Below are 23,259 nucleotides of genomic sequence, written 5' to 3'. Positions count from 1 at the left end.
AATGAAGAAACAAATCATATTGACAATGTGTGCAGCTGCTGCTTTGAGCAGTTGCCACATTTATAAAGCTTACGACCGTCCTGATTCAATAGATGCTTCCGGCATCTACAGAGATCCTGTATCTGTTACTGATACTTTGGCTGCCGATACGGCCAATATGGGAAATCTGCCTTGGAAGGAAGTCTTCAAAGACGAAAGACTTCAGGCTATTATTGAAGAAGGACTTGCAAACAATGTTGACATGCAGACTGCTGTACTTCGTGTGAAAGAAGCGAAGGTTATGCTTACTTCAGCCCGTCTGTCTTATCTGCCATCAATCAACCTTGCTCCTCAGGGAACTATGACAACTATGGGAGGAATGGTTAAAGCATACCAGTTGCCGATAGCTGCAAGCTGGGAAATAGACCTTTTCGGAAAAGTCCTTAATGCAAAGCGAAACCAGCAGGCTGTATATCTCCAGAGCCAATATGCCCAGCAGGCAGTCCGTTCACAGATTATCTGTGGTATAGCAAATATTTATTATACACTGTTGATGCTCGACCGTCAGGTAGAGATTACTACAGAAACAGCTGCTATTTATAAGGAAAACGTGCGTGCCATGGAAGCTATGAAGTTGGCCGGATATGTAAACGAAGCAGCTGTGACTCAGATGCGTGCAGCAAGCCATCAGGTTGAGGCTTCATTGCTTGACCTGAAACGCCAGGTTCGTGAAACGGAAAATTCTTTGTCAGTTCTTCTTGCAAAGGCTCCACAGACCATAGAACGTGGAAAACTGGCCGATCAGGTAATGCCTGAAGAACTTACTGCAGGAGTCCCATTGCAATTGCTGGAAAACCGTCCGGATGTCAAGATTGCGGAAATGACACTTGCAAGTGCTTACTATACTACAAACCAGGCACGTTCGGCTTTCTATCCAAGTATTAAAATAGGTGGTAATGCCGGATGGACAAATGGCTCCGGAGTACAGGTTGTAAATCCTGGACAGTTTATGTTCCAGGCATTGGCTTCTTTGGCACAGCCTATATTTAATAATGGTAAACTCGTTGCCAATCTGAAGGTATCAAAGGCTGAAGAAGAAATTGCCCGTATGAATTACCAGCAGACTTTACTCGAAGCCGGTCAGGAGGTAAGCAATGCTTTATGCCTGTATGAAACAGCCGACAAGAAACTCATTGAGGACAGAGGCAGGGTAGAACAGTTGGACAGAGCCGTTACTTATACTAAAGCTTTGTTCCAGAGTGCCGAGGCTACATACCTTGAGATTCTTACAGCACAGCAGAACCTTCTGAGTGCTGAATTGAGTGAGGTAGCCGATAACTTCCAGCGTATACAGGCTGTGATAAACCTGTACAGTGCTTTGGGTGGTGGACGTGAATAATAAACCTTAAAAACAGATAAACACATGATTAGTCCTTTAGCTTATGTTGACCCTTCTGCAAAGTTGGGCAACAATGTAACAGTTCATCCATTTGCCTATATCGACAAGAATGTGGAAATAGGCGATAATAATGTTATAATGCCGTACGCCAGTCTGATGAGTGGAACACGTATGGGAAACGGTAATACTGTGTACCAGGGAGCAGTTGTAGCTGCAGTACCACAGGATTTCAACTATACCGGTGAAGATACTATAGCTGAAATTGGCAATAACAATGTTATACGTGAGAATGCTGTTATAACACGTGGTACGCATGCAGGACATGCCACAGTTTTGGGTAACGGAAATTTCATTATGCAGGGTGTCCGCATTTCGCATGATGTGGAAATCGGCAACGAATGTATCATAGGCAATGGTTCCCAGGTATCAGGCAACTGTAAGATATTCGACCGTGCGATACTAACATCGAATGTCCTTATGCAGGGAAATACACGTTTGGGAAGCTATTCTATAGTACAGGGCGGATGTCGTTTCACCAAGGATATACCTCCTTTCATCGTGGCTGCTCATGAACCTATATCGTTCTACAGTATAAACACCTATGTGCTTGAGCATGAAGGTTTCTCTGAAACATTAATCAAGCATATAGCCCAGGCATACAGAATCCTTTATAAAGCCAATACATCTCAACGGGATGCACTTATAAGAATAAAGGAACAGGTTCCAGGTGGCGAACATATCGATATGATTATTGATTTTGTAGCTTCATCCAAGCTTGGTATTATACATTAATAAATAAATATAGCCGGTACTTTCAGTAATGTCAGTACCGGCATTTTTTATATATTGATATAAAAGTGTATATTTGCAGCGTTTTTTTTACATAGAACTGTTTTTTCATGAATAACAAATTGCATTATACATTCTTTCTTGCTTTTCTTGTGACATTCGGACTTATTGTCCTGCACTATTTGCCTGAGATAAAAGTCGGAGGCAAATCTTTAAGAAAAGTTGATTTGTTGTCAGACATACGAAGTGAAGTTTCAGAGTCAGACTCTGTTTCAGCAGATACACTTTCTCTGCTACCGGTTGTAAAACCGGCATTTGTGGATTCATGCAAAGCCGGAATAGAATGTATAGAGGACTATTCCGATTCAACTTCACACGGTATGTCACATTTCTATCAGTCGCTGGCCTCTGTTAAGGAGTTGAAGCGTCCTGTAAGAATTGCCTATTTCGGCGATTCATTCATCGAAGGCGATATCCTCACTGCTGATTTGCGCAATATGTTGCAGAAAGAATTTGGTGGTAGTGGGGTAGGTTATGTTCCTGTCACATCCAAATTCCCCGGTTTCAGACCTACCGTTAAACACAGTTTCGCCGGATGGACTTCACATAATGTTACAGATACAATAGGTTTTATACGAAACAGGCAGGATATATCAAATAATTACTTTAATGCCACTCAGGGAGCATATATATCGCTTGAGGGAACAGGAAAATATGCTTCAAATCTCGAATCCTGCACATCGTCATCTTTATTCTATCTTACTTCGGATTCATTGCATCTTACGGCACAGCTGAACGGAGCAGCCGGACAGGATTTCCGTTTGAAGGGCGACAGCACACTCCAGTGTGTTACGGTGAAGGGTAATATCAAGTCTGTAAAATGGAATATAAGGAATGCTTCCTCAGATGCCATATTTTATGCGGCCACTATGGATTCCGACCATGGGATAATACTCGACAATTTCAGTACCCGAGGCAGTAGCGGCCAGCAACTTTTGGGCATACCCGGTTCCATATTGAGAAAATACAACCGTCTGCGTAAATATGACCTTATAGTAATACAGTACGGATTGAATGTAGCCTTCGAAGGTGGAATTGATTATACTTACTATAAGGATGGAATGAAATCCGTTATTTCGCATTTAAAGAAGTGTTTTCCGGAAACTTCAATTCTTATAGTAAGTATAGGCGACCGTGAAACCAAGGATGAAAACGGTAATCTCAGAACCATGCCGGCAGTGAAAGGCCTTATCAGAAGCCAGCAGATGCTTGCAGCTGAAACAGGGGTTGCTTTCTGGAATATGTTCAATGCCATGGGAGGTGACGGCAGTATGTCAGAAATGGTAAATGCCAAGCCGGCCATGGCCAATTATGACTATACCCACATTAATTTCCGTGGTGGAAAACACATAGCTTCTTTATTGTATGACGCATTAATGTATGGAAAGGAACAATATGAAAAGAGAAAAGCATATGAGGCTGAATAGATTCCTGTCATACCGGAATATGGCTTTCGGAATTATTCTTCTGTTTCAGGTCTTTTCTGTGATACACGCACAGGATATAATGCCTGAGAAAGCTAAGCGCGACCATAATTCCGGTCCGGTATATTCAAGCACAGCCATGGAAAATCTGATGAAGTTTATTCCTGTGTCATGTTCCATGCCTTCGTGTTTTAAAGATACAACAGAGAATGTCATAACGGACCCTAACGGCAGTCTTGACAGATTTTGGGAGAAACTGTCTGTTATAGACCGTCCTGTAAGAATTGTACACATAGGCGATTCGCACGTGCGAGGACATGTGTTCCCATATATAATGCGTAAGTTGTTGGAAGGAGATTTCGGACATGAAGCAGTAATCGACTATAATGTTTCTTACCACACTTCAGGCCTGGCAGAGGAAACCGGCAAACCGGGAATCGTATATCACATTCTTGGAGTAAACGGTGCAACTTGCGAATCGTTCAACAATCCTGAAAGGATATCAGAGATAACCTCCCTAAATCCAGATTTGGTCATCATGTCTTTTGGAACCAATGAAGCCCATGGCAGAAATTACAATACAGCCGAACACCGTATTCAGATGAAGAATCTTATCGGCGAACTGAAAAAGGGGTGTACCAATGCCGATTTCCTTATAACAACCCCTCCGGGCGCATATGTAAGGTTCGGTAGAAGGAGCAGGGTGATAAATGTGAGAACTCCAAAGGTGGTTGAAACGGAAAAGAACTTTGCTGCGGAAAATGATTTTGCCGTGTGGAATCTTTACGATGTAGTGGGAGGAGAGAATTTCGCATGTAGGAACTGGACTACGGCCGGTATGTACCAGCGCGACAAGATACATTTCACCCGCGAAGGATATACCCTTCAGGGACTATTGTTACACGAAGCATTCATTAAAGCATACAACGATTATGTGGCAACAAAAATTCATTGATACTATAAACAGTCTGGGATTTGATTATGACAAGATACTTGAAGTACTGACATATGACCCTAAGCAACCTTTGATATTCAGTAGCGGACTCTTTGTGTTCCTTTTTCTTGCTTTCAGTCTTGTATATGTAGCGCTCCGTAAGCAGACAGCACTCAGACTGCTGTTTGTTTCAGCCTTTTCATATTATTTTTACTACAAGAGCAGCGGATTCTATTTCTTTCTTTTAGGTATAGTGACCGTAACGGATTTCATAATAGCCAGAGTGATGGAACATACCCGGGAAAAGGGAAAACGTAAACTGCTCGTATTGCTGAGCCTGTGTGTCAATCTTGGGCTTTTGTGCTATTTCAAATATACCAATTTCTTCTATGAGATGCTGTCTCCGCTTTGGGGAGGAAATTTCAGTCCTTTCGATATATTCCTTCCTGTAGGTATATCGTTCTTTACTTTCCAGTCGCTCAGTTATACCATTGATGTTTATCGTGGCGACCTTAAGCCGTTGCACAATCTGCTTGACTACGTGTTCTATGTATCATTCTTTCCGCAGCTTGTAGCAGGCCCGATTGTCCGTGCACGCGATTTCATCCCTCAGATACGCCGGCCGCTTTTTGTCAGTAGCGAGATGTTCGGTCAGGGAGTGTTTTTCATATTGAGCGGACTGTTCAAGAAAGCAGTCATATCCGATTATATCAGTGTGAACTTTGTAGAACGAATCTTTGAAAATCCGTCCTTGTATTCCGGTATAGAGAATCTGTTCGGAGTGTATGGATATGCCCTTCAGATATATTGCGATTTTTCAGGCTACAGCGATATGGCTATAGGTATTGCTCTGTTGTTGGGATTCCGTTTCCCTATCAACTTTAACTCACCTTACAAGTCCGACAGTGTAACCGATTTCTGGCACAGATGGCATATCTCGCTCTCCACATGGCTCAGGGATTATCTTTACATATCGTTAGGAGGTAACCGCAAGGGAAAGTTCCGTACATATCTTAATCTCATACTTACCATGCTATTGGGCGGTTTGTGGCACGGAGCATCATGGAATTTCATCGTTTGGGGAGGTCTGCACGGTGTGGCGCTTGCCCTGCACAAATTCTTCCGTAGCCTTGTCGGTAGAGAAAAGAATTACCGCAGCAGTGGTATAAAACGCATTTTTGCCGTTGTCATAACCTTCCATTTCGTATGTTTCTGCTGGATATTCTTCCGCAATACCACATTCGAGGGTTCTGTGTCGATGATAACGCAGATTTTCACATCATTCCATCCCGAGCTTTTCGTACAGTTGATTACCGGTTATTGGAAGGTCTTCCTGCTCATGGGATTGGGATTTGCATTACACTGGTGTCCTGACAGCTGGCAGAACAGATGTTCGGATATGGTTGTAAGAATGCCATTGCCCGTACAGGCCATATTGATAATAGCAGTCATATTTATAGTCATTCAGGTGAAGAGCAGCGACATTCAGCCATTCATATACTTCCAGTTCTAATAAAAACACAGCGGAACAAAATTCATTGAAATCCTGCTCCGCTGTTTTTTTTATTGGTATTCTCTACTTTATTTATCTGTTCTTGTACATATTCTCGTAATAATTCTGGTAGTCACCGCTTGTTACGTTTTTCACCCATTCCTGGTTGTTCAGGTACCATTCGATAGTTTTCACTATACCGTCCTCAAATTTTGTTTCAGGAGTCCATCCCAATTCTTCAGAAATCTTTGTAGGGTCAATGGCATAACGCTGGTCGTGACCTAATCTGTCTTTTACATACGAGATAAGCGAATCATTAATCCAGTCGATTGAAATCTCACCGTTCTCATCGAGTTCCTTTTTCTTCAGAACCTTTCTCAGTTCAGGCTTTTCCGCCATCATATTATGTATAGTGTTGATGGTCAGTCTTACGATTTCGATATTCTTCTTTTCATTATGTCCGCCCACGTTATATACTTCTCCGGCTTTACCTTTGTTTACAACGAGGTCGATAGCCTTGCAGTGGTCCTCCACATAGAGCCAGTCTCTCACGTTGGAACCATCGCCATACACCGGAAGTCTTTTTCCTTCGAGTATATTCTTTATTATCAGCGGTATAAGCTTTTCCGGAAAGTGGTATGGTCCATAATTGTTTGAGCATCTTGTTATTGTAACCGGCATCTTGTAAGTGTCGTGATAAGCCATAACAATCATATCTGCGCTTGCTTTTGAAGCACTGTATGGACTATGAGGGCATAGAGGAGTAGTTTCTGTGAAATATCCCTCTTCGCCTAACGAACCGTAAACCTCATCTGTAGAAACCTGATGGAATCTTACGTCTTTTCTCCATGTAGGATATCCTGTTTCATCTTTTCCTGTCACCCAAGCCCTTCTTGCAGCATCCATCAGATTCTGTGTACCAAGGATATTGGTTTGCAGGAATAATTGAGGGTCCTCTATACTGCGGTCTACATGACTTTCTGCTGCAAAATTTACTATACAGTCAAACTTGTAGTCGGCAAACAGGCGTTCTACCAGTTCGCTGTCGCATATATTCCCTTTTACGAAGAAGCAGCGTTCGTTGTCAATGTCGTTGGCTATGGTTGCAAGATTTCCTGCATAAGTCAGCGCATCCAATATAACTACCTTAATATCATCGTGTTTTTTCAGAATGTATTTGATGTAATTTGAACCAATGAAGCCTGCGGCTCCTGTGACTAAATACGTTTTCATAAAAAGTGTTTATAATTCCGGTGCAAATTTGGGAAAGATTTCTTGAACAGACAAATATTTTCGCGATTAATCTTTCAGTTCTATCACTTCTAAGTCGGAAAAATTGCAGTTGTCGACACTGAATCTCACCAATGTTCTGACTGCATGGAATCCATACTTTCCGGCAGCTCCCGGATTGATATGCAATAGTCCGAAATTCTGGTCGTATTTTACTTTCAGAATATGCGAATGTCCGCATACCAGCAGGTTAGGCGCCTCTGTCATTATCAGATTCTTTACTTTAGGGTCGTATTTGCCCGGATATCCTCCTATGTGTTTTATCACTATATCCGCACCCTCAATCCTGAATCTGTTAATCTCAGGCAGCATTTTCCGTATGTCCTGTCCGTCTATGTTGCCATAAACTCCCCTGAATGGTCTGAACTCCATAAGCCTTTTCAGCACCTCTGTAGAGCCTATGTCGCCGGCATGCCATATCTCGTCGCACTCCTCAAAATATTTCAGATACCGGTCATCCCAATACCCGTGAGTGTCCGACAGCAATCCTATTCTTTTCATTTTCCTGCCGTCTGCGTTATCTCAATATGGCTGCTATTTTCTGTATAATCTCAGGATTAGGCAGATTTTTCTTTTGTGTAACCAGATAGGCAAAGTTGTCAGCCAGTATTTCTTCCGGATTGATGATATATTCTGTGTTCTTACCTATTTTCTGATAGAAATCTTCAGCCTGGTCTATGCTGTAAATCACTGTCTGACCGTTCTCCTGTAGAGGAATAAGACTGTCGTTCAGAGGAATAAGCCCTACGCTGAGATAGTCTGAAAGCGTTTTCTCAGCTGAAAAAGGGATAGCCGAGTAAATCATCATCGAGCATTTCTGTTTCTGTCCGTTTATTGTAAATTCAGCATAGCTGTCATACATTTCAATATCCGGGTTAGAAATTCTTTTTTCTATGATGTCTATAGGGAAGAACAGTTCTCTGTCGATAACATTGAATCCTATGACAGAATATACAGATTTTTTGAAATCCTTATTGCTTCTTGTTAAAAAATGAAACATTTCGTGAGCTAAAAGATATTCAAGACTTTCCGGTGTAGATTCGTTTATATACTTTTCTCCCAATGCAATCCAGTTTCTTCTGGTATATGCTGCCACATTCATTTCCTCTTTCATTGATGTCTTCACCAATATCACTTCCTGCGGATATTTGATTTTCAGTTTCTGCTTGTCTATCTTTGCCTGCAGTGATTTGAATGCGGCTGTGATTTTCTTTTTCTCGGTTTCGCTCCAGTTCAGAGTTTCGTTCATTGCCAGTCTTAGGAGTTCCGATTTTCTGCCGTTTTCTTTGCCAAGGCGCAGATTGATGTCGAAGCTGTTAAGCCTGTTTGTAAAATTGTCGATATCAGTAATCAGCATTTGTGCTTCAGCGCGTGTGGCAAAGCGGTATGATATTTTTTTCTGAGCAGATGCTGTAAATGAAATACAGCACAATAATACAGATAGAATCCAGTGCGATAATCTCATAACTTTAATATTTTGATGGTTTATGTGTCTTTATTTTATACTCACACTGTAAAATTAAACAAAAAAAGCCATCCACACTTATCCTGATGTATCTTTTACGTTTTTTTTGTACTGCAAAGCAAAAGATACTGTGGCTGTGGATGGCTTTGGGTATAGAATAAGTCTGTTATTCCTTATCTTTCAGAGCTGCAAAAATCTGTGCTTCAAGCTCTTCTGCCAGTTCCGGGTTGTCCTGGATGCAAACTTTTGCCGCATCGCGTCCCTGTCCGAGTTTTGTATCGTTGTAGCTGTACCAGGAACCGCTCTTCTTGATTATGCCAAGTTCTGCACCGAGGTCAATAATTTCGCCGCTCTTTGAAATACCTTCACCGAACATGATGTCGAATTCTGCTTTACGGAAAGGAGGAGCAACCTTGTTCTTCACAACTTTCACTCTTACCTGGTTACCGATGATTTCCTCACCGTCCTTGAGCTGAGTGGAACGGCGGATGTCAAGTCTTACAGAAGCGTAGAACTTAAGCGCGTTACCACCGGTAGTAGTTTCAGGATTACCGAACATTACACCAATCTTCTCGCGCAGCTGGTTGATGAAGATGCATGTAGTGTTTGTCTTGTTGATAGTAGATGTAAGCTTTCTCAGAGCCTGTGACATCAGTCGTGCCTGAAGTCCCACACGGTTGTCGCCCATATCGCCCTCTATTTCAGCCTTAGGAGTAAGAGCTGCTACAGAGTCTATTACGATGATGTCGATAGCCGATGAACGTATCAGCTGGTCGGCTATTTCGAGAGCCTGTTCACCGTTGTCCGGCTGCGATATAAGCAGATTGTCGATGTCTACACCAAGTTTTGCTGCATAGAAACGGTCGAACGCATGTTCAGCGTCGATGAAAGCAGCTATACCGCCGGCCTTCTGAGCTTCTGCAATGGCATGAATTGCCAGAGTAGTCTTACCTGATGATTCAGGACCATATATCTCGATGATACGTCCCTTAGGATAACCTCCTACACCGAGTGCGGCGTTAAGTCCTATCGAACCGCTTGGTATAACTTCAACTTCTTCCACATGGTCATCACCCATTTTCATGATTGAACCTTTTCCGAAGTTCTTTTCTATCTTGTCCATGGCAGCCTGCAGCGCCTTCAGTTTCTCCGAGTTGTTAGGTTTTGAAGTACTGTCGATACCGCCTTCAAATTCCAGTTCGTCTTTCTTTGCCATATTTCTTATTTATTTTATTATTTCAAAATCTGTGCCGCGTGGTCTTTTGTCTTCACCTCTTTAGGAGAAATGATTCTTTCTATCACACCTTCTTTATTGATAATGAACGTAGTACGGAATGTTCCCATATATTTTCTGCCGTACATGCTCTTTTCGCCCCATACGCCGAATTCCTGAACCAGTTTCTGTTCTGTATCAGCAATGATGGTGAATGGCAGACTGTTCTTTTCAATGAATTTCTGGTGCGATTTCGCATCCTGTATGCTTACACCTATAATTTCGTATCCTGCATTTTGCAGAGCTTCGTAGTTGTCGCGCAGATTACATGCCTGTGCAGTACATCCGCTGGTCATGTCTTTAGGATAGAAGTAGAGTGCTACTTTCTTCCCTTTGTAATTGCTCAGGCGTATTTCTTCGCCTTTTTCGTTCAGTCCCAAAAAGTCGGGTGCCTTGTCTCCTACATTCATATCAGGCTTTTTATTTAGTTGACAAGTCTACAAGATGATAAGTTGACAAGGCTGTCTATCCGTATGGCAACCTTGTCAACTCGTAACTGTAGCCTTATTATCTTATTATTAAAGTTCCAAATCTCCGTCGAACACTTCATGCCATGGCAATCCGTACATATTCAATGCTTCCATAAATGGGTCCGGATCGAATTCTTCCACGTTCCATACTCCAGGACGTTTCCACAATCCTTTCAGGAACATCATTGCACCAATCATTGCCGGCACACCTGTAGTATAGCTTACACCCTGCATGCCTGTTTCCTTGTAAGCAGCCTGGTGAGAACAGTTGTTGTAAACGTAGTAAGTACGTTCCTTTCCGTCTTTCACACCGCGGATACGGCATCCGATAGAAGTTTCACCTTCGTAGTTTTCGCCAAGATCCTGTGGGTTAGGCAATACAGCTTTCAGGAACTGCAATGGTACGATTTCCATACCGTTATAGTTGATAGGCTCGATGCTTGCCATACCGATGTTTTGTATCACTCTCAGGTGAGTAAGATATTCCTGACCGAAAGTCATCCAGAAGCGTGCACGCTTGATAGTAGGGAAATTCTTGACCAATGATTCAAGTTCTTCGTGATAAAGCAGATATGAATCGCGAGGGCCGATGTTTGGATAAGTCAAATCCTTGTGGAATTCCAAAGGTTTTGTAGTTACCCATTTCCCGTCTTCCCAGTAACGTCCGTTCTGAGTGATTTCGCGGATATTTATTTCAGGGTTGAAGTTAGTTGCAAATGCCTTGTGGTGGTTTCCTGCGTTGCAGTCCACGATGTCGAGGTAGTGCATTTCGTCGAAGTGGTGTTTAGCCGCATATGCAGTATATACACCGCTCACTCCCGGGTCGAATCCGCATCCGAGGATTGCAGTCAGACCTGCATCTTCGAAACGTTTCTTGTAAGCCCACTGCCAGCTGTATTCAAAATGAGCTTCGTCTTTAGGCTCATAGTTGGCTGTATCAAGATAGTTCACACCTGCCTGCAGGCAAGCTTCCATAATTGTCAAATCCTGATAAGGAAGAGCTACGTTAATAACGATTTCGGGTTTAAAACTGTTGAATAAAGCCACCAGTTCGGCCACATTGTCTGCATCTACCTTAGCGGTTTTGATGTTTGGGTTACCGATTGCTTTTACAATCGCGTCACATTTTGACTGGGTGCGGCTTGCAATCATCACTTCTGTGAACACTTCAGGATGCTGAGCCACCTTGTGTGCAACAACGGTACCTACACCGCCTGCACCGATAATCAATACTTTACTCATTTAACTTATTAATGTGAAATTTTAATTCCCGGTAAACGTTACCGTTCAGTATGCAAAGATAAGACTTTTTTCAGAACTGCATGCAGTATTATTCAAATATCGCAATTTTTATATTGGAATGAAACATTTGATACAATAGTTTATTAATTTTGCATGAACAAAGGCAGAAGGCTTTTGTTATTGTAAGTATGTAGAACAATAGAAGGAAAGAATATGAAGAAAACATTAATCAGTGCAGCTGCATTAGCAGCAGTTTTATTGTCATCTTGCGGAACAACAACTAAATCAGTAGATATTACCGGTGAGTGGAATGTAGTTTCTGTTGAAGGTAAGCAGGTTACAGGAAATCCATATATAGGTTTTGATACAGAAAACGGAAGACTTTACGGTAATGCCGGATGTAACAGAATCATGGGTGGATTTGAGATTGATTCAGTAAACCCGGGACATATAGGTCTTACTAATGTAGCATCTACACGTATGATGTGTCCTGATATGGACACAGAACGGAAAGTGCTTGAAGCTCTGAATGAAGTGGCAGGTTTCAAATCATCGGCAACAGGTGTGGAACTTACAGACAAGGACGGAAAGGTTCTTATGTCGCTTGAAAAGAGAGAGGCTCCGGCAGTATCTGTAAACGATATCAATGGCGAATGGAAAATCTCTAAGGTTGAGGGAGCTGCTGTAGAAGTGGCCGACAAGACTCCGTTCCTTTCATTCAATGTAGCTGAAAATGCGGTACACGGCAATGGCGGATGCAACATCATCAACGGTTCATTCTCGCAGGAAGAGGGTAATCCTTCATCTCTGAAGTTCGGACATATGATAACCACTATGATGGCCGGACCGGGTATGGAAACAGAAAGAAAGGTTTTTGGGGCTATTAACAAGGTAGCATCATTCGTATTGAATGAAGATGGTACTTTATCTCTGATGGATGCAGAAAATAATGAGGTTCTTCTGTTGGTGAAAAACGCAGGAGAAGCTTTGAGTGAATAATGAAAAACAAGTTAAAATAAAACGCTTCGTCGTTTTGGACAAAACGCTTCGTCATTTTAGTCCAAACGACGAAGCGTTTTTATTGATGCTGAAAATCCCTTTTAAAACTATGAATACAGAAACAATAAAACTTTTGCGCGACTGGGCAGACACCTACCATTGTACCTCGTTTATACCTGACGACCCGGTACAGTTCCCACACAGATATACAGAACAGAAAGACATTGAAATATCCGGTTTGCTTACGGCTGTTCTCTGCTTCGGAAACCGCAAGATGATACTCCGCAAGGCGGACGAACTGGACGCCATTATGGGACATTCACCTCTTGAATACATACTGTCCGGAAAATGGAAAGATGATTTCCGCGCCGACGACAAGAGCAGTTTCTACAGAATGGTGTCGCATTCCGACTTCCGTTTCTATCTCGAAAAACTCTATTCCGTCTATTCCGAAGGAAAGACTTTGGAAGACAGACTTTTAGAATATTCCGGTACACCTATGCAGAAACTCTGTGCTTTTCTTGAGGTATCCGACCGCTCTCCTCAGAAGAAACTCAACATGTTCCTGCGCTGGATGGTGCGTCAGAACTCTCCGGTAGATTTCGGAGTGTGGAAAAGAATGTCTGCTGCCGAGCTGATTATACCTCTTGACACCCACGTATGCCGTGTGGCACATCTTCTCGGTCTTACGGACAAACCTGTGTTCTCGCTCACAAATGCCAAGAGAATAACAAATGCCCTGGCAGAGATATTCTCGGGTGACCCTTGTATGGGCGATTTCTCCCTCTTCGGGTATGGGGTGAATAATAAAGACTGATGTCGGTAGGAGATTATCCTTTGTTTCTCTTCTTATACTGCGTCGGAGTTTCTCCCGTGATTTTAAAGAAAGTTTTCGAGAAATGATATTGGTCATAGAAACCAAGTTCATTGGCTATCTCCTTAATCTTCATATCCGAGAAGTCAAGCATCTGGCACGCCTTTTGGATTTTCAGCTGATTGAAATAGTTCAAAGGGCTGTGCCCTGTCTTTTTAAGGAATATCTGTCCGAAGTGTGAGGCCGAGTAATTTACACATCCTGCTATTTCCTCAAGCGACAGTCTTTTTTCTATATTGCTTCGCATATAGTTTATGGCATCCTGTATTATATCGCCTTTCTTTGATTTGTTTACCTCCCTGTACTGTGATATAAAACGGAATGAAGCTATAAAATGCCAGAGGCATAAAGTGACGTATTCTAAATTTTCGGAGCTGTAGCCCATCTCTAAATTACGGTATATTTCTTCAAACATCAGCAGACGGTCCTTGAATCTGGCCTCCGGTGCCTCGTCTATTCTTATCACCATATTATATATAGAATTGAACAGATGGCTTTTCTCGCCTGTAAAGTGTACCCAGTAGATGCTCCACGGTTCTTTTTCCGAAGCTCCGTACGAATGCGGCGTTCCGGCTTCTATTATGAAAAACTCCTCTTTTTTCAGTTCATGTTTCGTACCGTTTGTACTTATCCATCCTTTCCCGTCGGTACAATAAATAAGTATATTCTGTTCTGCTCCCTCCTTGCGTATGCGGTAGTGCCCGTTGGCATTGGGATAAAATCCTATATCGGTAATATATAATAATGAGGTAAGTTCGTTAGATTTCAGCAAGTCTTTTATCGTCTGTGGAAGTACGATAGCCCTCTGCCCGTCAAAACCGTCTTTTTTGCGTTCCATGGAGTAAGTATTATTTAAAGTTTCTACAAAGATAATAAAAACTTTTGGTTTAGAGTTATTTTACATCAAATAAGATATAAAATACATTTTGTATGAATTGGAAATAATGTTATTTTGCATTCAGAAAAATATAATAAAAACGATAATATAATGAAAAATGCATTCTTAGCTTCTTTAATGCTTTTACAGATGGCATCATGCAACGGTCATGTGGGACAGTTGAATCTTTCAGGTGAGTGGACAGTCAGACTTGACAGTGCAGATGCAGGTATAAGTGAGTCATGGTCAGGAAAACTGTATGAAAACAAAATCATGTTGCCCGGTACGACTGATGCGGCAAAACTTGGTACGAAATGTACTTTGCAGCCGGAGCTGACAAAGCCTCAGCTTCTGCATCTCACCAGAGCGTACAGTTATATCGGTCCGGCCTGGTATTCAAAAGAAATACAGGTTCCGTCGGACTGGGATGGAAAAGATTATATTTTACATTTGGAAAGAGTCCTGTGGGATACTCAGGTATGGATAGACGGACAGAAGGTGGAAGGACACGAAGAAAGCCTTACTACACCTCATGAGTATAATCTTACTCCTTATCTTAAAAGCGGCTGCAAACATCTTATAACAGTAAGAGTAGACAACAGAAAACGCTATGATATCTCAGTCAAGGAATTGGCTCATGCATACACGGAAGATACTCAGGTGAAATGGAACGGTATTCTCGGCGATATGTATATTGAAGCGGTGGATAAAATCAGGATTGACAATGTACAGATATATCCGGATGCAACTTCAGGAAAAGTCAGAGCAGTTGTAGCATTGGCAAATACATTGGATAAAGCTGAAGAATTATCTCTTACAGTGGATGTGAAGGGAAAATCGGATGGCAAGAAATATGTGTCGGACAAGAAAAATGTTACAGTAAAACCCGGAATGTCTGAAATCGAGGTTGAATACAGTCTTGGTGAGGATGCTCCGTTGTGGAATGAATTTAATCCATATCTATATACGGCTAAGGTAGAGGTTAAAGGTAAAAAGATAAATTCAGGAAAGACAGAAACATTCGGTATGCGCCATTTGGTTAATGAGGGAAACAAACTCATGCTGAATGGCAATCCGATGTTCTTGAGAGGAACTTTGGAGTGTTGTATCTTCCCTCTTACGGGAAATCCTCCTACAGATGAAGAATCATGGAGAAAACTTTATTCATCTGCCCGTGAATATGGAATGAATCATTTGCGTTTCCATTCATGGTGTCCGCCTGAAGCGGCATTCAATGTGGCTGACGAAATGGGATTCTATATTCAGATAGAGCTTCCGGTGTGGAGTGTTACTTTAGGAAAAGACCGGCCTACAATAGATTTCCTTCGTGCCGAGGCCAAGCGTATCAGTAAGGAATATGGAAATCATCCTTCCTTCTGCTTCTGGGCTTTGGGTAACGAGTTGCAGTATGATTTCAATGTCATGGGAAATATGCTGAAGGAAATGAAAGAGGCGGATTCAAGACATCTGTATACCACTACATCGTTTACTTTTGAAAAAGGACATGGAGTATGGCCTGAGCCTAACGATGATTTCTTTGTTACTCAATGGACAAAGAAAGGTTGGGTTCGTGGGCAAGGAGTGTTCAATAATCAGCTTCCTTCATTTAACAAGGACTTCCGTAAGGCTATAAAAGACATGAATGTACCATTGGTTACACACGAGGTAGGACAGTACTCTGTTTATCCCGACATAAATGAAATCTCCAAATATACAGGAACGCTTATTCCATTGAATTTCATGGCTGTAAAGGCTGACCTTGAAAAGAAAGGTCTGATAAACAAGGCTCATGACTATCTGATGGCATCAGGCAAACTTGCCTCTATATTATATAAGGAGGAGATAGAACGTGCTTTGAAAACTCCGGGAAACAGCGGATTCCAGTTGCTTGACCTTCATGACTTCCCGGGACAGGGAACAGCATTGGTCGGTCTGCTCAATGCTTTCTGGGAAAGTAAGGGTATTATAACAGGAGAGGAATTCCGTGAATTCTGTTCGCCTATAGTTCCGTTGCTCCGTTTCCCTAAAGCTGTATATACAAATAATGAAACATTTACGGCTGATATGGAATTGTGCAATTATGGAGCTGAAGAATTGAACAATAAGGAATTGTCATGGAAGGTTACATCGGAAGATAAAGTAATAGGTGAGGGCAGTGTTCCGGCTGAAAAACTTATTATCGGCCATAATGGAGGAATCGGTAAGATAGAGTTGCCTCTCGGTAAGATAGAGAAAGCTTCACAGCTTGAAGTATGTGTATCTCTTGAAGGAACGGAATACCGTAACCGCTGGAATATATGGGTATATCCTTCTGATATAACACCTGAATGGGGAGATGTGAAATACACAAGAAATTATGCTGAAGCTGTGAAACTTCTTCAGAATGGAGATAAAGTCCTGTTTAATCCTGACTGGCGTACGCTTCAGGGTATAGAAGGAAAATTCGTACCGGTGTTCTGGAGTCCTGTTCATTTCCCGAACCAGGCAAGCACAATGGGAGTTTTATGCAATCCTGAACATCCTGCTTTGGATGATTTCCCTACAGAAATGCATACCGACTGGCAGTGGTGGGATTTGAACATTAACTCTACTACTTTGGTTGTAGACAGTCTGCAAGGAGGTAAGCCTGTAGTCGAGATGGTGGACAATTTTGTGAATAACCGCCGTTTGGCATCTTTGTATGAAGGAAGTGTAGGAAAAGGAAAGCTTATGCTCGCTACTTTCGATTTGGAAAAATCGCTTGACAAACGTCCTGTGGCAAAACAGATGCTGTGCTCTATACTTGATTATATGAACAGTGCAGAGTTCAATCCATCCCAGATGACAGGTCTTGAGAAAATAAAGAATGTTTTCGGTACTGCAAACAATAAGAAGCAGTCGGCAAGCGGAATTTATTGATTTCGACATAAGAACAAAAGAACATAAAGAATAAGAAAAACTTACAAAACCATGAAAACTTATAATAAACTTTTCATTTATTTCATATGCCTTGTTTCGGCCATGGGAGGTCTGCTCTTTGGTTACGACTGGGTAGTGATAGGTGGTGCAAAACCATTCTACGAAGTATATTTTGATATTGCTGGTAATGAAGGCATGCAGGCTCTCACTATGAGTATAGCATTGTTAGGATGTCTTCTTGGTGCTACTATGGCCGGATTCCTTGCCGATAAATACGGTAGAAAAAAACTGTTGATATTTTCAGCTTTCGTATTCTTCGTTTCGTCTTGGGCTACAGGAGCTTCTACATCAATACCTACATTTATATTAGCTCGTCTTGTAGGTGGTATGGCTATCGGGTTGGCTGCCGATTTGTCGCCTATGTATATTGCTGAAGTTGCTCCTACACATATTCGCGGAAAATTAGTGACACTAAATCAGCTCACCATCGTGCTCGGTATTTTGGGAGCACAAATAGTCAATATGCTGATAGCCGATCCGGTTGCAGCAGATGCTACATCGGCAGACATTCTCAATTCATGGAACGGTCAGACAGGATGGAGATGGATGTTCTGGGCGGTATGTGTTCCTTCGGGTTTGTTCTTCCTTTTGTCAATGTTCATTCCTGAAAGTCCACGCTGGCTTGCAAGCGTTAAGCGCTATGAACAGGCACGCAAGGTTCTTTCATCAATAGGTGGTCAGGAATACGCTTATGAAGAAATAGAAAGTTATTCCAAGGCAGGTGCATCATCGCATTCAGAGAAGGGAGCCTTATCGCTTCTGTTCTCTTCAAAAATGCGTAATGTACTGATAATAGGTATTGTAGTGGCGATGTTCCAGCAGTGGAGCGGTACAAACGTAATCTTCAACTATGCTCAGGAAATATTCCAGGCTGCAGGTTACGGTATATCAGACGTTCTGATGAATATAGTAGTGACCGGTATAGCCAATTTGGTATTTACATTTGTTGCAATCTATACTGTAGACCGTTTGGGCCGCAAGACTCTGATGATGATAGGTTCTATAGGTCTGGCAGGTATCTATACTCTTTTAGGTCTGAGCTATTTCTTTGAGTTCAAAGGATTTATAATGATTATATTCGTAGTTCTTGCCATAGGTTTCTATGCCATGTCATTAGGACCTGTCACTTGGGTATTGCTTTCTGAAATATTCCCGAACAAGGTGCGTGGTGTAGCAATGGCAGTATGTACAGCAGCATTATGGATAGCATCGTTCCTGCTTACTTACACATTCCCGTTCCTGAATTCAGGTCTTGGTACAGGAGGAACATTCATGCTTTATGCGGTAATCTGTTTCTGCGGTTTCATATTTGTGCTTCGCCGTATTCCTGAAACTAAGGGAAAATCGTTGGAGGAACTTGAAAAAGAATTGGTTAAGTGATTTTTTTTTGTTTAGGGTTAATATAGATTGTATAGGGATAACATTAGTTTAAACTTAGGGGAAACTTGTTTTTTCGGGATATAATAACGGATTTTATGAATATCAGTTCATAAACCGTTATTATTTGTATTAATTTCTAATTTGTTGTATTATGAAAAAGATTTTGTTAGCAGTATTATTTTTTTGTTCAGTATCGTTATCAGCCCAAATTGCAGATAAAGAAACTTATCTTTCAGAATTTAAAAATGAATTGGTAAAGAAATGGCCTAAGAACAGAACTCTCAATATTGTATTTCATGGTCACAGTGTACCTACCGGATATGCCCGTACTCCAATAGTTAATACATTGCAGGCATATCCTCATATGCTGCTCCATGGTATTAAAACACAATATCCTTTTGCTGTAGTAAATGTTATTACAACTTCCATAGGAGGAGAGCAGGCAGAACAGGGAGAAAAAAGATTCAAGAAAGAAGTACTTACTCATCGTCCGGATGTACTTTTTATAGATTATGCTTTGAATGACAGGGGAATAGGTTTGGAAAGGGCGGAGAAAGCATGGAGAAAGATGATTGAAACTACATTGAAAAAGGGTATTAAACTTATTCTGCTGGCTCCAACACCTGATTTAAAAGAAGATATACTTGATGAAAATACTCCATTGGCTGCACATGCAGAAATGATTAGAAAACTTGCAGAAGAATATAAAGTCGGATTGGTTGATTCATACAAGATATTTTACGATAAAGCAAAAAATGGAGAAGATCTGAAGAAATATATGAGTCAAAATAATCATCCAAATCCGGCAGGCCACAGTAGCGTAGCTGCAGAAATAATGACTTGGTTTTATTAATTATATAAATGCGAGTTTTTATACATCATAACGAACATTTATTACATTTTTTAATCAATTCATTTTTGCGATTTTTGCATCATAAATAATTACAAATTCATTTACCTTTTAATATGGAAAAAATAACTGAATACCTAATTCAAAGTACGGTAAATACTTCTGAAGTAAGAGCTTGGGAAGAAACCGTAATGTTGCCTACATACGGAATAGGCAAAGAAGAGAAAAATCCAATATTCCTTGAAAAACGTGTTTATCAGGGTAGTTCCGGTTCGGTATATCCTTACCCTGTAATTGAAAAGATTGAAGACGAGAAGCATGACCGTCCTTGGAGAGCTTTCTTTATAGAGAATGAATACATCAAACTGATGATTCTTCCTGAATTGGGAGGACGTATTCAGATGGCTTACGACAAGGTGAAGAAACGTCATTTCGTATATTATAACCAGGTTATCAAACCTGCATTGGTTGGTCTGACAGGTCCATGGATTTCAGGTGGTATCGAGTTCAACTGGCCACAGCATCACCGTCCAAGTACATATCTTCCGACTGACTGTATGATAGAAGAGTTCCCGGACGGAAGTAAGACTATTTGGTGTAGTGAGGTAGAACGTATGTTCCGCACCAAAGGTATGGCCGGATTTACTCTTTATCCTGGAAAAGCATATATTGAAATCAAGGCAAAGGTATATAACCGTACTCCGTTCCCACAGACATTCTTGTGGTGGGCTAATCCTGCGGTAGTTGTAAATAAGGATTATTATTCAGTATTCCCACCAGATGTAAATGCAGTGTTCGACCACGGTAAACGTGCCGTATCAAGCTTCCCTATAGCAACAGGAGAATACTACAAGGTGGACTATTCTGCAGGTGTGGATATTTCACGCTATAAAAACATCCCTGTTCCAACTTCATACATGGCTATCAACTCTAAGTTTGATTTCGTAGGTGGTTATGAAGAACATATCGAATCAGGACTTCTCCACGTGGCAGATCATCATGTTAATGCCGGTAAGAAACAGTGGACATGGGGACACGGTGACTTCGGTCAGGCATGGGACCGCAACCTGACAGACGAAGACGGACCATATATCGAACTTATGACAGGTATGTACTGCGACAACCAGCCTGATTTTACATGGTTGCAGCCATACGAGGAAAAATCATGGGTACAGTACTTCATGCCTTATCAGAAGGTGGGTATGGTTAAGAATGCCACACGTGATGCTCTTATAAATATGATTCCTGAAGAAGGTGGCAAGATGAAGGTTATCCTTTATACTACAGCTGCTCACAAGGAAGTTCGCGTAATGCTCACAAATACAGAAAACGGTAAGATTTATCTTGATGCGCTGACAGCTGTTGCACCGGATAATTCATACATCAATACAGTAGACTGTGACACTCAGAAACTTGAAGAACTTAAACTTACAGTTCTTGATGAAAAGGGTAAGGTACTTGTAAGCTATCAGGCAGCAAAACCGGAAATCAAACCTATTCCTGAACCGGCAAAGGCTGCTCTTGACCCTAAGAAGATTGCAAGCATGGAACAGTTGTTCCTGACAGGCCATCACCTGGAACAGTATCGTCACGCTACATATCTTCCTATGGACTATTATATGGAAGCATTGAGCCGCGATGAAAGCGATATCCGTTGTAATAATGCAGTAGGTTTGCTGCTGATGCGTCGCGGACGTTTTGCTGAAGCACAGAAATATTTCGACCGTGCAATCAAGACTCAGACAGAACGTAATCCTAATCCATACGAAGGCGAACCATATTACAACCTTGGATGGAGCAAGAAGATGCAGGGTGATATAGACGGAGCATACGATGCGTTCTTCAAGGCTACATGGAATGCTGCTTGGCAGGATTCAGGCTACATGGGATTGGCTCAGATTGACATGATTCGCGAGGATTATGCAAACGGTATCGACCATATCAACCGTTCTTTGTACCGTAACTGGTTGAATCATAAGGGCCGTCAGTTGAAGGCTTCATTCTTGCGTAATACAGGTGACTATGCACAGGCAGAAGCTCTTATCAACGAATCATTATCAATGGATAAATTCAATATGGGATGCCGCTTTGAATCTTATCTTATCAATACACTTCAGGGAAAAACAGAAGAAGCTGCAGCTGTTAAGGCAGAAATGAAAACTCTGATGCGTGGTGCGGTTCACAGCTATATGGAATATGCAATAGACTATGCATCTGCAGGAATGTATGACGAAGCTACCCAGTTGTTGTCGTTCGTAACAGAAGATACTGAAGTAACTTATCCAATGGTTTACTTTGCTCTTGGTTACTTTGCATCTAAGATGGGTAAAAAGGATGAGGCTGTAGCTCTTTATAAGAAAGCTGAGACAATGTGTCCTGACTATTGCTTCCCTAACAAACTGGAAGAAGTTCTTATGCTTAACGATGCAATGGAACTTAACCCGGAAGGCGCAAAAGCTCCTTATTATCTTGGTAACTTCCATTACGCTGCACGTATCTATGATGAAGCTGTTGCTTGCTGGGAAAAATCAGTATCAATCGATGATACACATCCTACAGTATTGCGTAACCTGTCATTGGCTTACTACAATAAGCAGAATGACCCGCAGAAAGCTCTTGCTACACTTGAAAAGGCATATAAGCTTGACGAATCTGATGCACGTATCCTTATGGAGCTTGACCAGTTGTATAAGAAACTCCGTTATTCACACCGTCAGCGTCTTGACTTCCTCAATGCACATGCAGAGGTTGTGGAACAGCGCGATGACTTGTGTATCGAACGCATAACTCTTTACAACCAGCTTGGAGAATACCAGACTGCATACGATTTGATTAATTCACGTAAGTTCCATCCATGGGAAGGTGGTGAAGGAAAGGTGACAAGCCAGTATGTGTTCTGTCGTGTAGAACTTGCCAAGATAGCTTTGAAGGAAGGACGTTATGCCGATGCAGTCCGCTTGTTGAAAGAAACAGAAAAATATCCTGACAACTTAGGTGAAGGCAAGCTTTCAATGGCTGAAGAAAATGATATCCACTACTGGATGGGATGCGCATACGAAGGTCTTGGCGAGGCAGAACTTGCAAAAGAATACTTCGAGAGAGCAACAAAAGGCTCGGCAGAACCGGCTATCGCATTCTTCTATAACGACCAGCAGCCTGACAAGATTTTCTATCAGGGACTTGCATGGCGCAAACTTGGTGATGAAGACAAGGCTCGCAGCCGCTTCAACAAGCTTATCAAGCATGGAGAACAGCATCTGTTTGATAAGGTTAAGATTGATTACTTTGCAGTATCACTTCCTGATTTGCTGATTTGGGATGACGATTTGAATGTTCGCAACTTGATTCACTGCAACCTTGTGATGGGACTCGGATATCTCGGTCTTGGTGACAAGGAACAGGCTCGCAAGTTCCTTTCAGAAGTTGTACGTCTTGACATCAATCATCAGGCAGGAGCGCAGTTGCTTGCAATGTGTGAATAAAATAAGATTATAAAGGTGGGTA

18 protein-coding genes are annotated in these 23,259 nt (G+C 41.7%); 11 read left to right on the top strand and 7 right to left on the bottom strand.

The annotated features are described in order from the left end of the window. Position 1: 1 nt before the first annotated feature. The 5 genes from QZ379_RS01685 to QZ379_RS01665 all read left to right on the top strand — a co-directional run bounded on the left by QZ379_RS01685 (position 2) and on the right by QZ379_RS01665 (position 6,098). Positions 2–1,378: an efflux transporter outer membrane subunit gene (locus tag QZ379_RS01685; RefSeq protein WP_291557562.1), complete on the top strand. Its 1,377-nt coding sequence runs from the start codon at positions 2–4 to the stop codon at positions 1,376–1,378. 24 nt (positions 1,379–1,402) lie between these two features. Further along, a complete protein-coding gene (gene lpxA, locus QZ379_RS01680; protein WP_291557559.1) occupies positions 1,403–2,170 on the top strand; it encodes an acyl-ACP--UDP-N-acetylglucosamine O-acyltransferase in 768 nt (255 codons plus the stop codon). 107 nt (positions 2,171–2,277) lie between these two features. Beyond that, positions 2,278–3,654 carry an SGNH/GDSL hydrolase family protein gene (locus QZ379_RS01675; RefSeq protein WP_291557556.1) on the top strand — a complete coding sequence of 459 codons (1,377 nt, stop codon included), beginning with the start codon at positions 2,278–2,280 and terminating at the stop codon, positions 3,652–3,654. Next, complete coding sequence (locus QZ379_RS01670; protein ID WP_291557553.1) at positions 3,641–4,606, top strand: GDSL-type esterase/lipase family protein; 966 nt, start codon at positions 3,641–3,643, stop codon at positions 4,604–4,606. The genes QZ379_RS01675 and QZ379_RS01670 overlap by 14 nt, the downstream gene beginning before the upstream one ends. Beyond that, the gene (locus tag QZ379_RS01665) at positions 4,584–6,098 is read left to right on the top strand and encodes an MBOAT family protein (protein ID WP_291557550.1); all 1,515 of its coding nucleotides are present in this window, start codon (positions 4,584–4,586) and stop codon (positions 6,096–6,098) included. The genes QZ379_RS01670 and QZ379_RS01665 overlap by 23 nt, the downstream gene beginning before the upstream one ends. 72 nt (positions 6,099–6,170) lie before the next feature. Here the strand turns inward: QZ379_RS01665 and rfbB are convergent, their stop codons facing one another. The 6 genes from rfbB to QZ379_RS01635 all read right to left on the bottom strand — a co-directional run bounded on the left by rfbB (position 6,171) and on the right by QZ379_RS01635 (position 11,817). Further along, entirely contained in the window at positions 6,171–7,310 is a 1,140-nt protein-coding gene (gene rfbB, locus QZ379_RS01660) for a dTDP-glucose 4,6-dehydratase (RefSeq protein WP_291557546.1), read from the bottom strand. 66 nt (positions 7,311–7,376) lie between these two features. Then, positions 7,377–7,868, bottom strand: coding sequence for a metallophosphoesterase family protein (locus QZ379_RS01655; protein WP_291557544.1), 492 nt, complete (start codon positions 7,866–7,868; stop codon positions 7,377–7,379). Positions 7,869–7,884: 16 nt separating this feature from the next. Beyond that, positions 7,885–8,832: a hypothetical protein gene (locus QZ379_RS01650; protein ID WP_291557541.1), complete on the bottom strand. Its 948-nt coding sequence runs from the start codon at positions 8,830–8,832 to the stop codon at positions 7,885–7,887. Between the two features lie 166 nt (positions 8,833–8,998). Next, positions 8,999–10,048, bottom strand: coding sequence for a recombinase RecA (gene recA / locus QZ379_RS01645; RefSeq protein WP_291557539.1), 1,050 nt, complete (start codon positions 10,046–10,048; stop codon positions 8,999–9,001). A 17-nt stretch (positions 10,049–10,065) separates the two neighbouring features. Beyond that, entirely contained in the window at positions 10,066–10,515 is a 450-nt protein-coding gene (bcp, locus tag QZ379_RS01640; protein WP_291557537.1) for a thioredoxin-dependent thiol peroxidase, read from the bottom strand. A 108-nt stretch (positions 10,516–10,623) separates the two neighbouring features. Further along, the gene (locus QZ379_RS01635; RefSeq protein WP_154044693.1) at positions 10,624–11,817 is read right to left on the bottom strand and encodes a saccharopine dehydrogenase family protein; all 1,194 of its coding nucleotides are present in this window, start codon (positions 11,815–11,817) and stop codon (positions 10,624–10,626) included. 213 nt (positions 11,818–12,030) lie between these two features. On the opposite strand from QZ379_RS01635, the gene QZ379_RS01630 reads away from it, so the two are divergent. Further along, positions 12,031–12,816 carry an META domain-containing protein gene (locus tag QZ379_RS01630; protein ID WP_291557531.1) on the top strand — a complete coding sequence of 262 codons (786 nt, stop codon included), beginning with the start codon at positions 12,031–12,033 and terminating at the stop codon, positions 12,814–12,816. A gap of 109 nt (positions 12,817–12,925) precedes the next feature. Beyond that, positions 12,926–13,633 (top strand): TIGR02757 family protein, encoded by a 708-nt coding sequence (locus QZ379_RS01625; protein ID WP_291557528.1) that lies wholly within the window; start codon positions 12,926–12,928, stop codon positions 13,631–13,633. 13 nt (positions 13,634–13,646) lie between these two features. Here the strand turns inward: QZ379_RS01625 and QZ379_RS01620 are convergent, their stop codons facing one another. After that, positions 13,647–14,528 (bottom strand): AraC family transcriptional regulator, encoded by an 882-nt coding sequence (locus QZ379_RS01620; RefSeq protein WP_291557525.1) that lies wholly within the window; start codon positions 14,526–14,528, stop codon positions 13,647–13,649. A gap of 150 nt (positions 14,529–14,678) precedes the next feature. Here QZ379_RS01620 and QZ379_RS01615 point away from each other — a divergent pair, with 150 nt between their 5' ends. The 4 genes from QZ379_RS01615 to QZ379_RS01600 all read left to right on the top strand — a co-directional run bounded on the left by QZ379_RS01615 (position 14,679) and on the right by QZ379_RS01600 (position 23,237). After that, a complete protein-coding gene (locus QZ379_RS01615) occupies positions 14,679–17,465 on the top strand; it encodes a glycoside hydrolase family 2 protein (RefSeq protein WP_291557523.1) in 2,787 nt (928 codons plus the stop codon). 51 nt (positions 17,466–17,516) lie between these two features. Next, positions 17,517–18,905 carry a sugar porter family MFS transporter gene (locus QZ379_RS01610; RefSeq protein ID WP_291557520.1) on the top strand — a complete coding sequence of 463 codons (1,389 nt, stop codon included), beginning with the start codon at positions 17,517–17,519 and terminating at the stop codon, positions 18,903–18,905. Between the two features lie 151 nt (positions 18,906–19,056). Next, positions 19,057–19,758, top strand: a complete 702-nt coding sequence (locus QZ379_RS01605) for a GDSL-type esterase/lipase family protein (protein ID WP_291557517.1) — start codon at positions 19,057–19,059, stop codon at positions 19,756–19,758. A 113-nt stretch (positions 19,759–19,871) separates the two neighbouring features. Continuing rightward, entirely contained in the window at positions 19,872–23,237 is a 3,366-nt protein-coding gene (locus tag QZ379_RS01600; RefSeq protein ID WP_291557514.1) for a DUF5107 domain-containing protein, read from the top strand. Positions 23,238–23,259: the final 22 nt, after the last annotated feature.

The organism is Bacteroides sp., from assembly GCF_019417265.1.
Classification (GTDB): Bacteria; Bacteroidota; Bacteroidia; order Bacteroidales; family Bacteroidaceae; genus Phocaeicola.
The sequence above is the reverse complement of the archived record's forward strand: the minus strand, read 5'-3'. Positions and strand labels throughout refer to the sequence as shown.

Bases quoted from the DNA above. Each gene is read 5' to 3' on its own strand.
- QZ379_RS01670 (WP_291557553.1), top strand. From the start codon at position 3,641: ATGAGGCTGAATAGATTCCTGTCATACCGGAATATGGCTTTCGGAATT.
- QZ379_RS01650 (WP_291557541.1), bottom strand. From the start codon at position 8,832: ATGAGATTATCGCACTGGATTCTATCTGTATTATTGTGCTGTATTTCA.
- QZ379_RS01605 (WP_291557517.1), top strand. From the start codon at position 19,057: ATGAAAAAGATTTTGTTAGCAGTATTATTTTTTTGTTCAGTATCGTTA.
- QZ379_RS01630 (WP_291557531.1), top strand. From the start codon at position 12,031: ATGAAGAAAACATTAATCAGTGCAGCTGCATTAGCAGCAGTTTTATTG.
- rfbB (WP_291557546.1), bottom strand. From the start codon at position 7,310: ATGAAAACGTATTTAGTCACAGGAGCCGCAGGCTTCATTGGTTCAAAT.
- QZ379_RS01610 (WP_291557520.1), top strand. From the start codon at position 17,517: ATGAAAACTTATAATAAACTTTTCATTTATTTCATATGCCTTGTTTCG.
- QZ379_RS01665 (WP_291557550.1), top strand. From the start codon at position 4,584: ATGTGGCAACAAAAATTCATTGATACTATAAACAGTCTGGGATTTGAT.
- bcp (WP_291557537.1), bottom strand. From the start codon at position 10,515: ATGAATGTAGGAGACAAGGCACCCGACTTTTTGGGACTGAACGAAAAA.
- QZ379_RS01685 (WP_291557562.1), top strand. From the start codon at position 2: ATGAAGAAACAAATCATATTGACAATGTGTGCAGCTGCTGCTTTGAGC.
- QZ379_RS01600 (WP_291557514.1), top strand. From the start codon at position 19,872: ATGGAAAAAATAACTGAATACCTAATTCAAAGTACGGTAAATACTTCT.
- QZ379_RS01655 (WP_291557544.1), bottom strand. From the start codon at position 7,868: ATGAAAAGAATAGGATTGCTGTCGGACACTCACGGGTATTGGGATGAC.
- QZ379_RS01625 (WP_291557528.1), top strand. From the start codon at position 12,926: ATGAATACAGAAACAATAAAACTTTTGCGCGACTGGGCAGACACCTAC.
- recA (WP_291557539.1), bottom strand. From the start codon at position 10,048: ATGGCAAAGAAAGACGAACTGGAATTTGAAGGCGGTATCGACAGTACT.
- QZ379_RS01635 (WP_154044693.1), bottom strand. From the start codon at position 11,817: ATGAGTAAAGTATTGATTATCGGTGCAGGCGGTGTAGGTACCGTTGTT.
- QZ379_RS01675 (WP_291557556.1), top strand. From the start codon at position 2,278: ATGAATAACAAATTGCATTATACATTCTTTCTTGCTTTTCTTGTGACA.
- lpxA (WP_291557559.1), top strand. From the start codon at position 1,403: ATGATTAGTCCTTTAGCTTATGTTGACCCTTCTGCAAAGTTGGGCAAC.
- QZ379_RS01615 (WP_291557523.1), top strand. From the start codon at position 14,679: ATGAAAAATGCATTCTTAGCTTCTTTAATGCTTTTACAGATGGCATCA.
- QZ379_RS01620 (WP_291557525.1), bottom strand. From the start codon at position 14,528: ATGGAACGCAAAAAAGACGGTTTTGACGGGCAGAGGGCTATCGTACTT.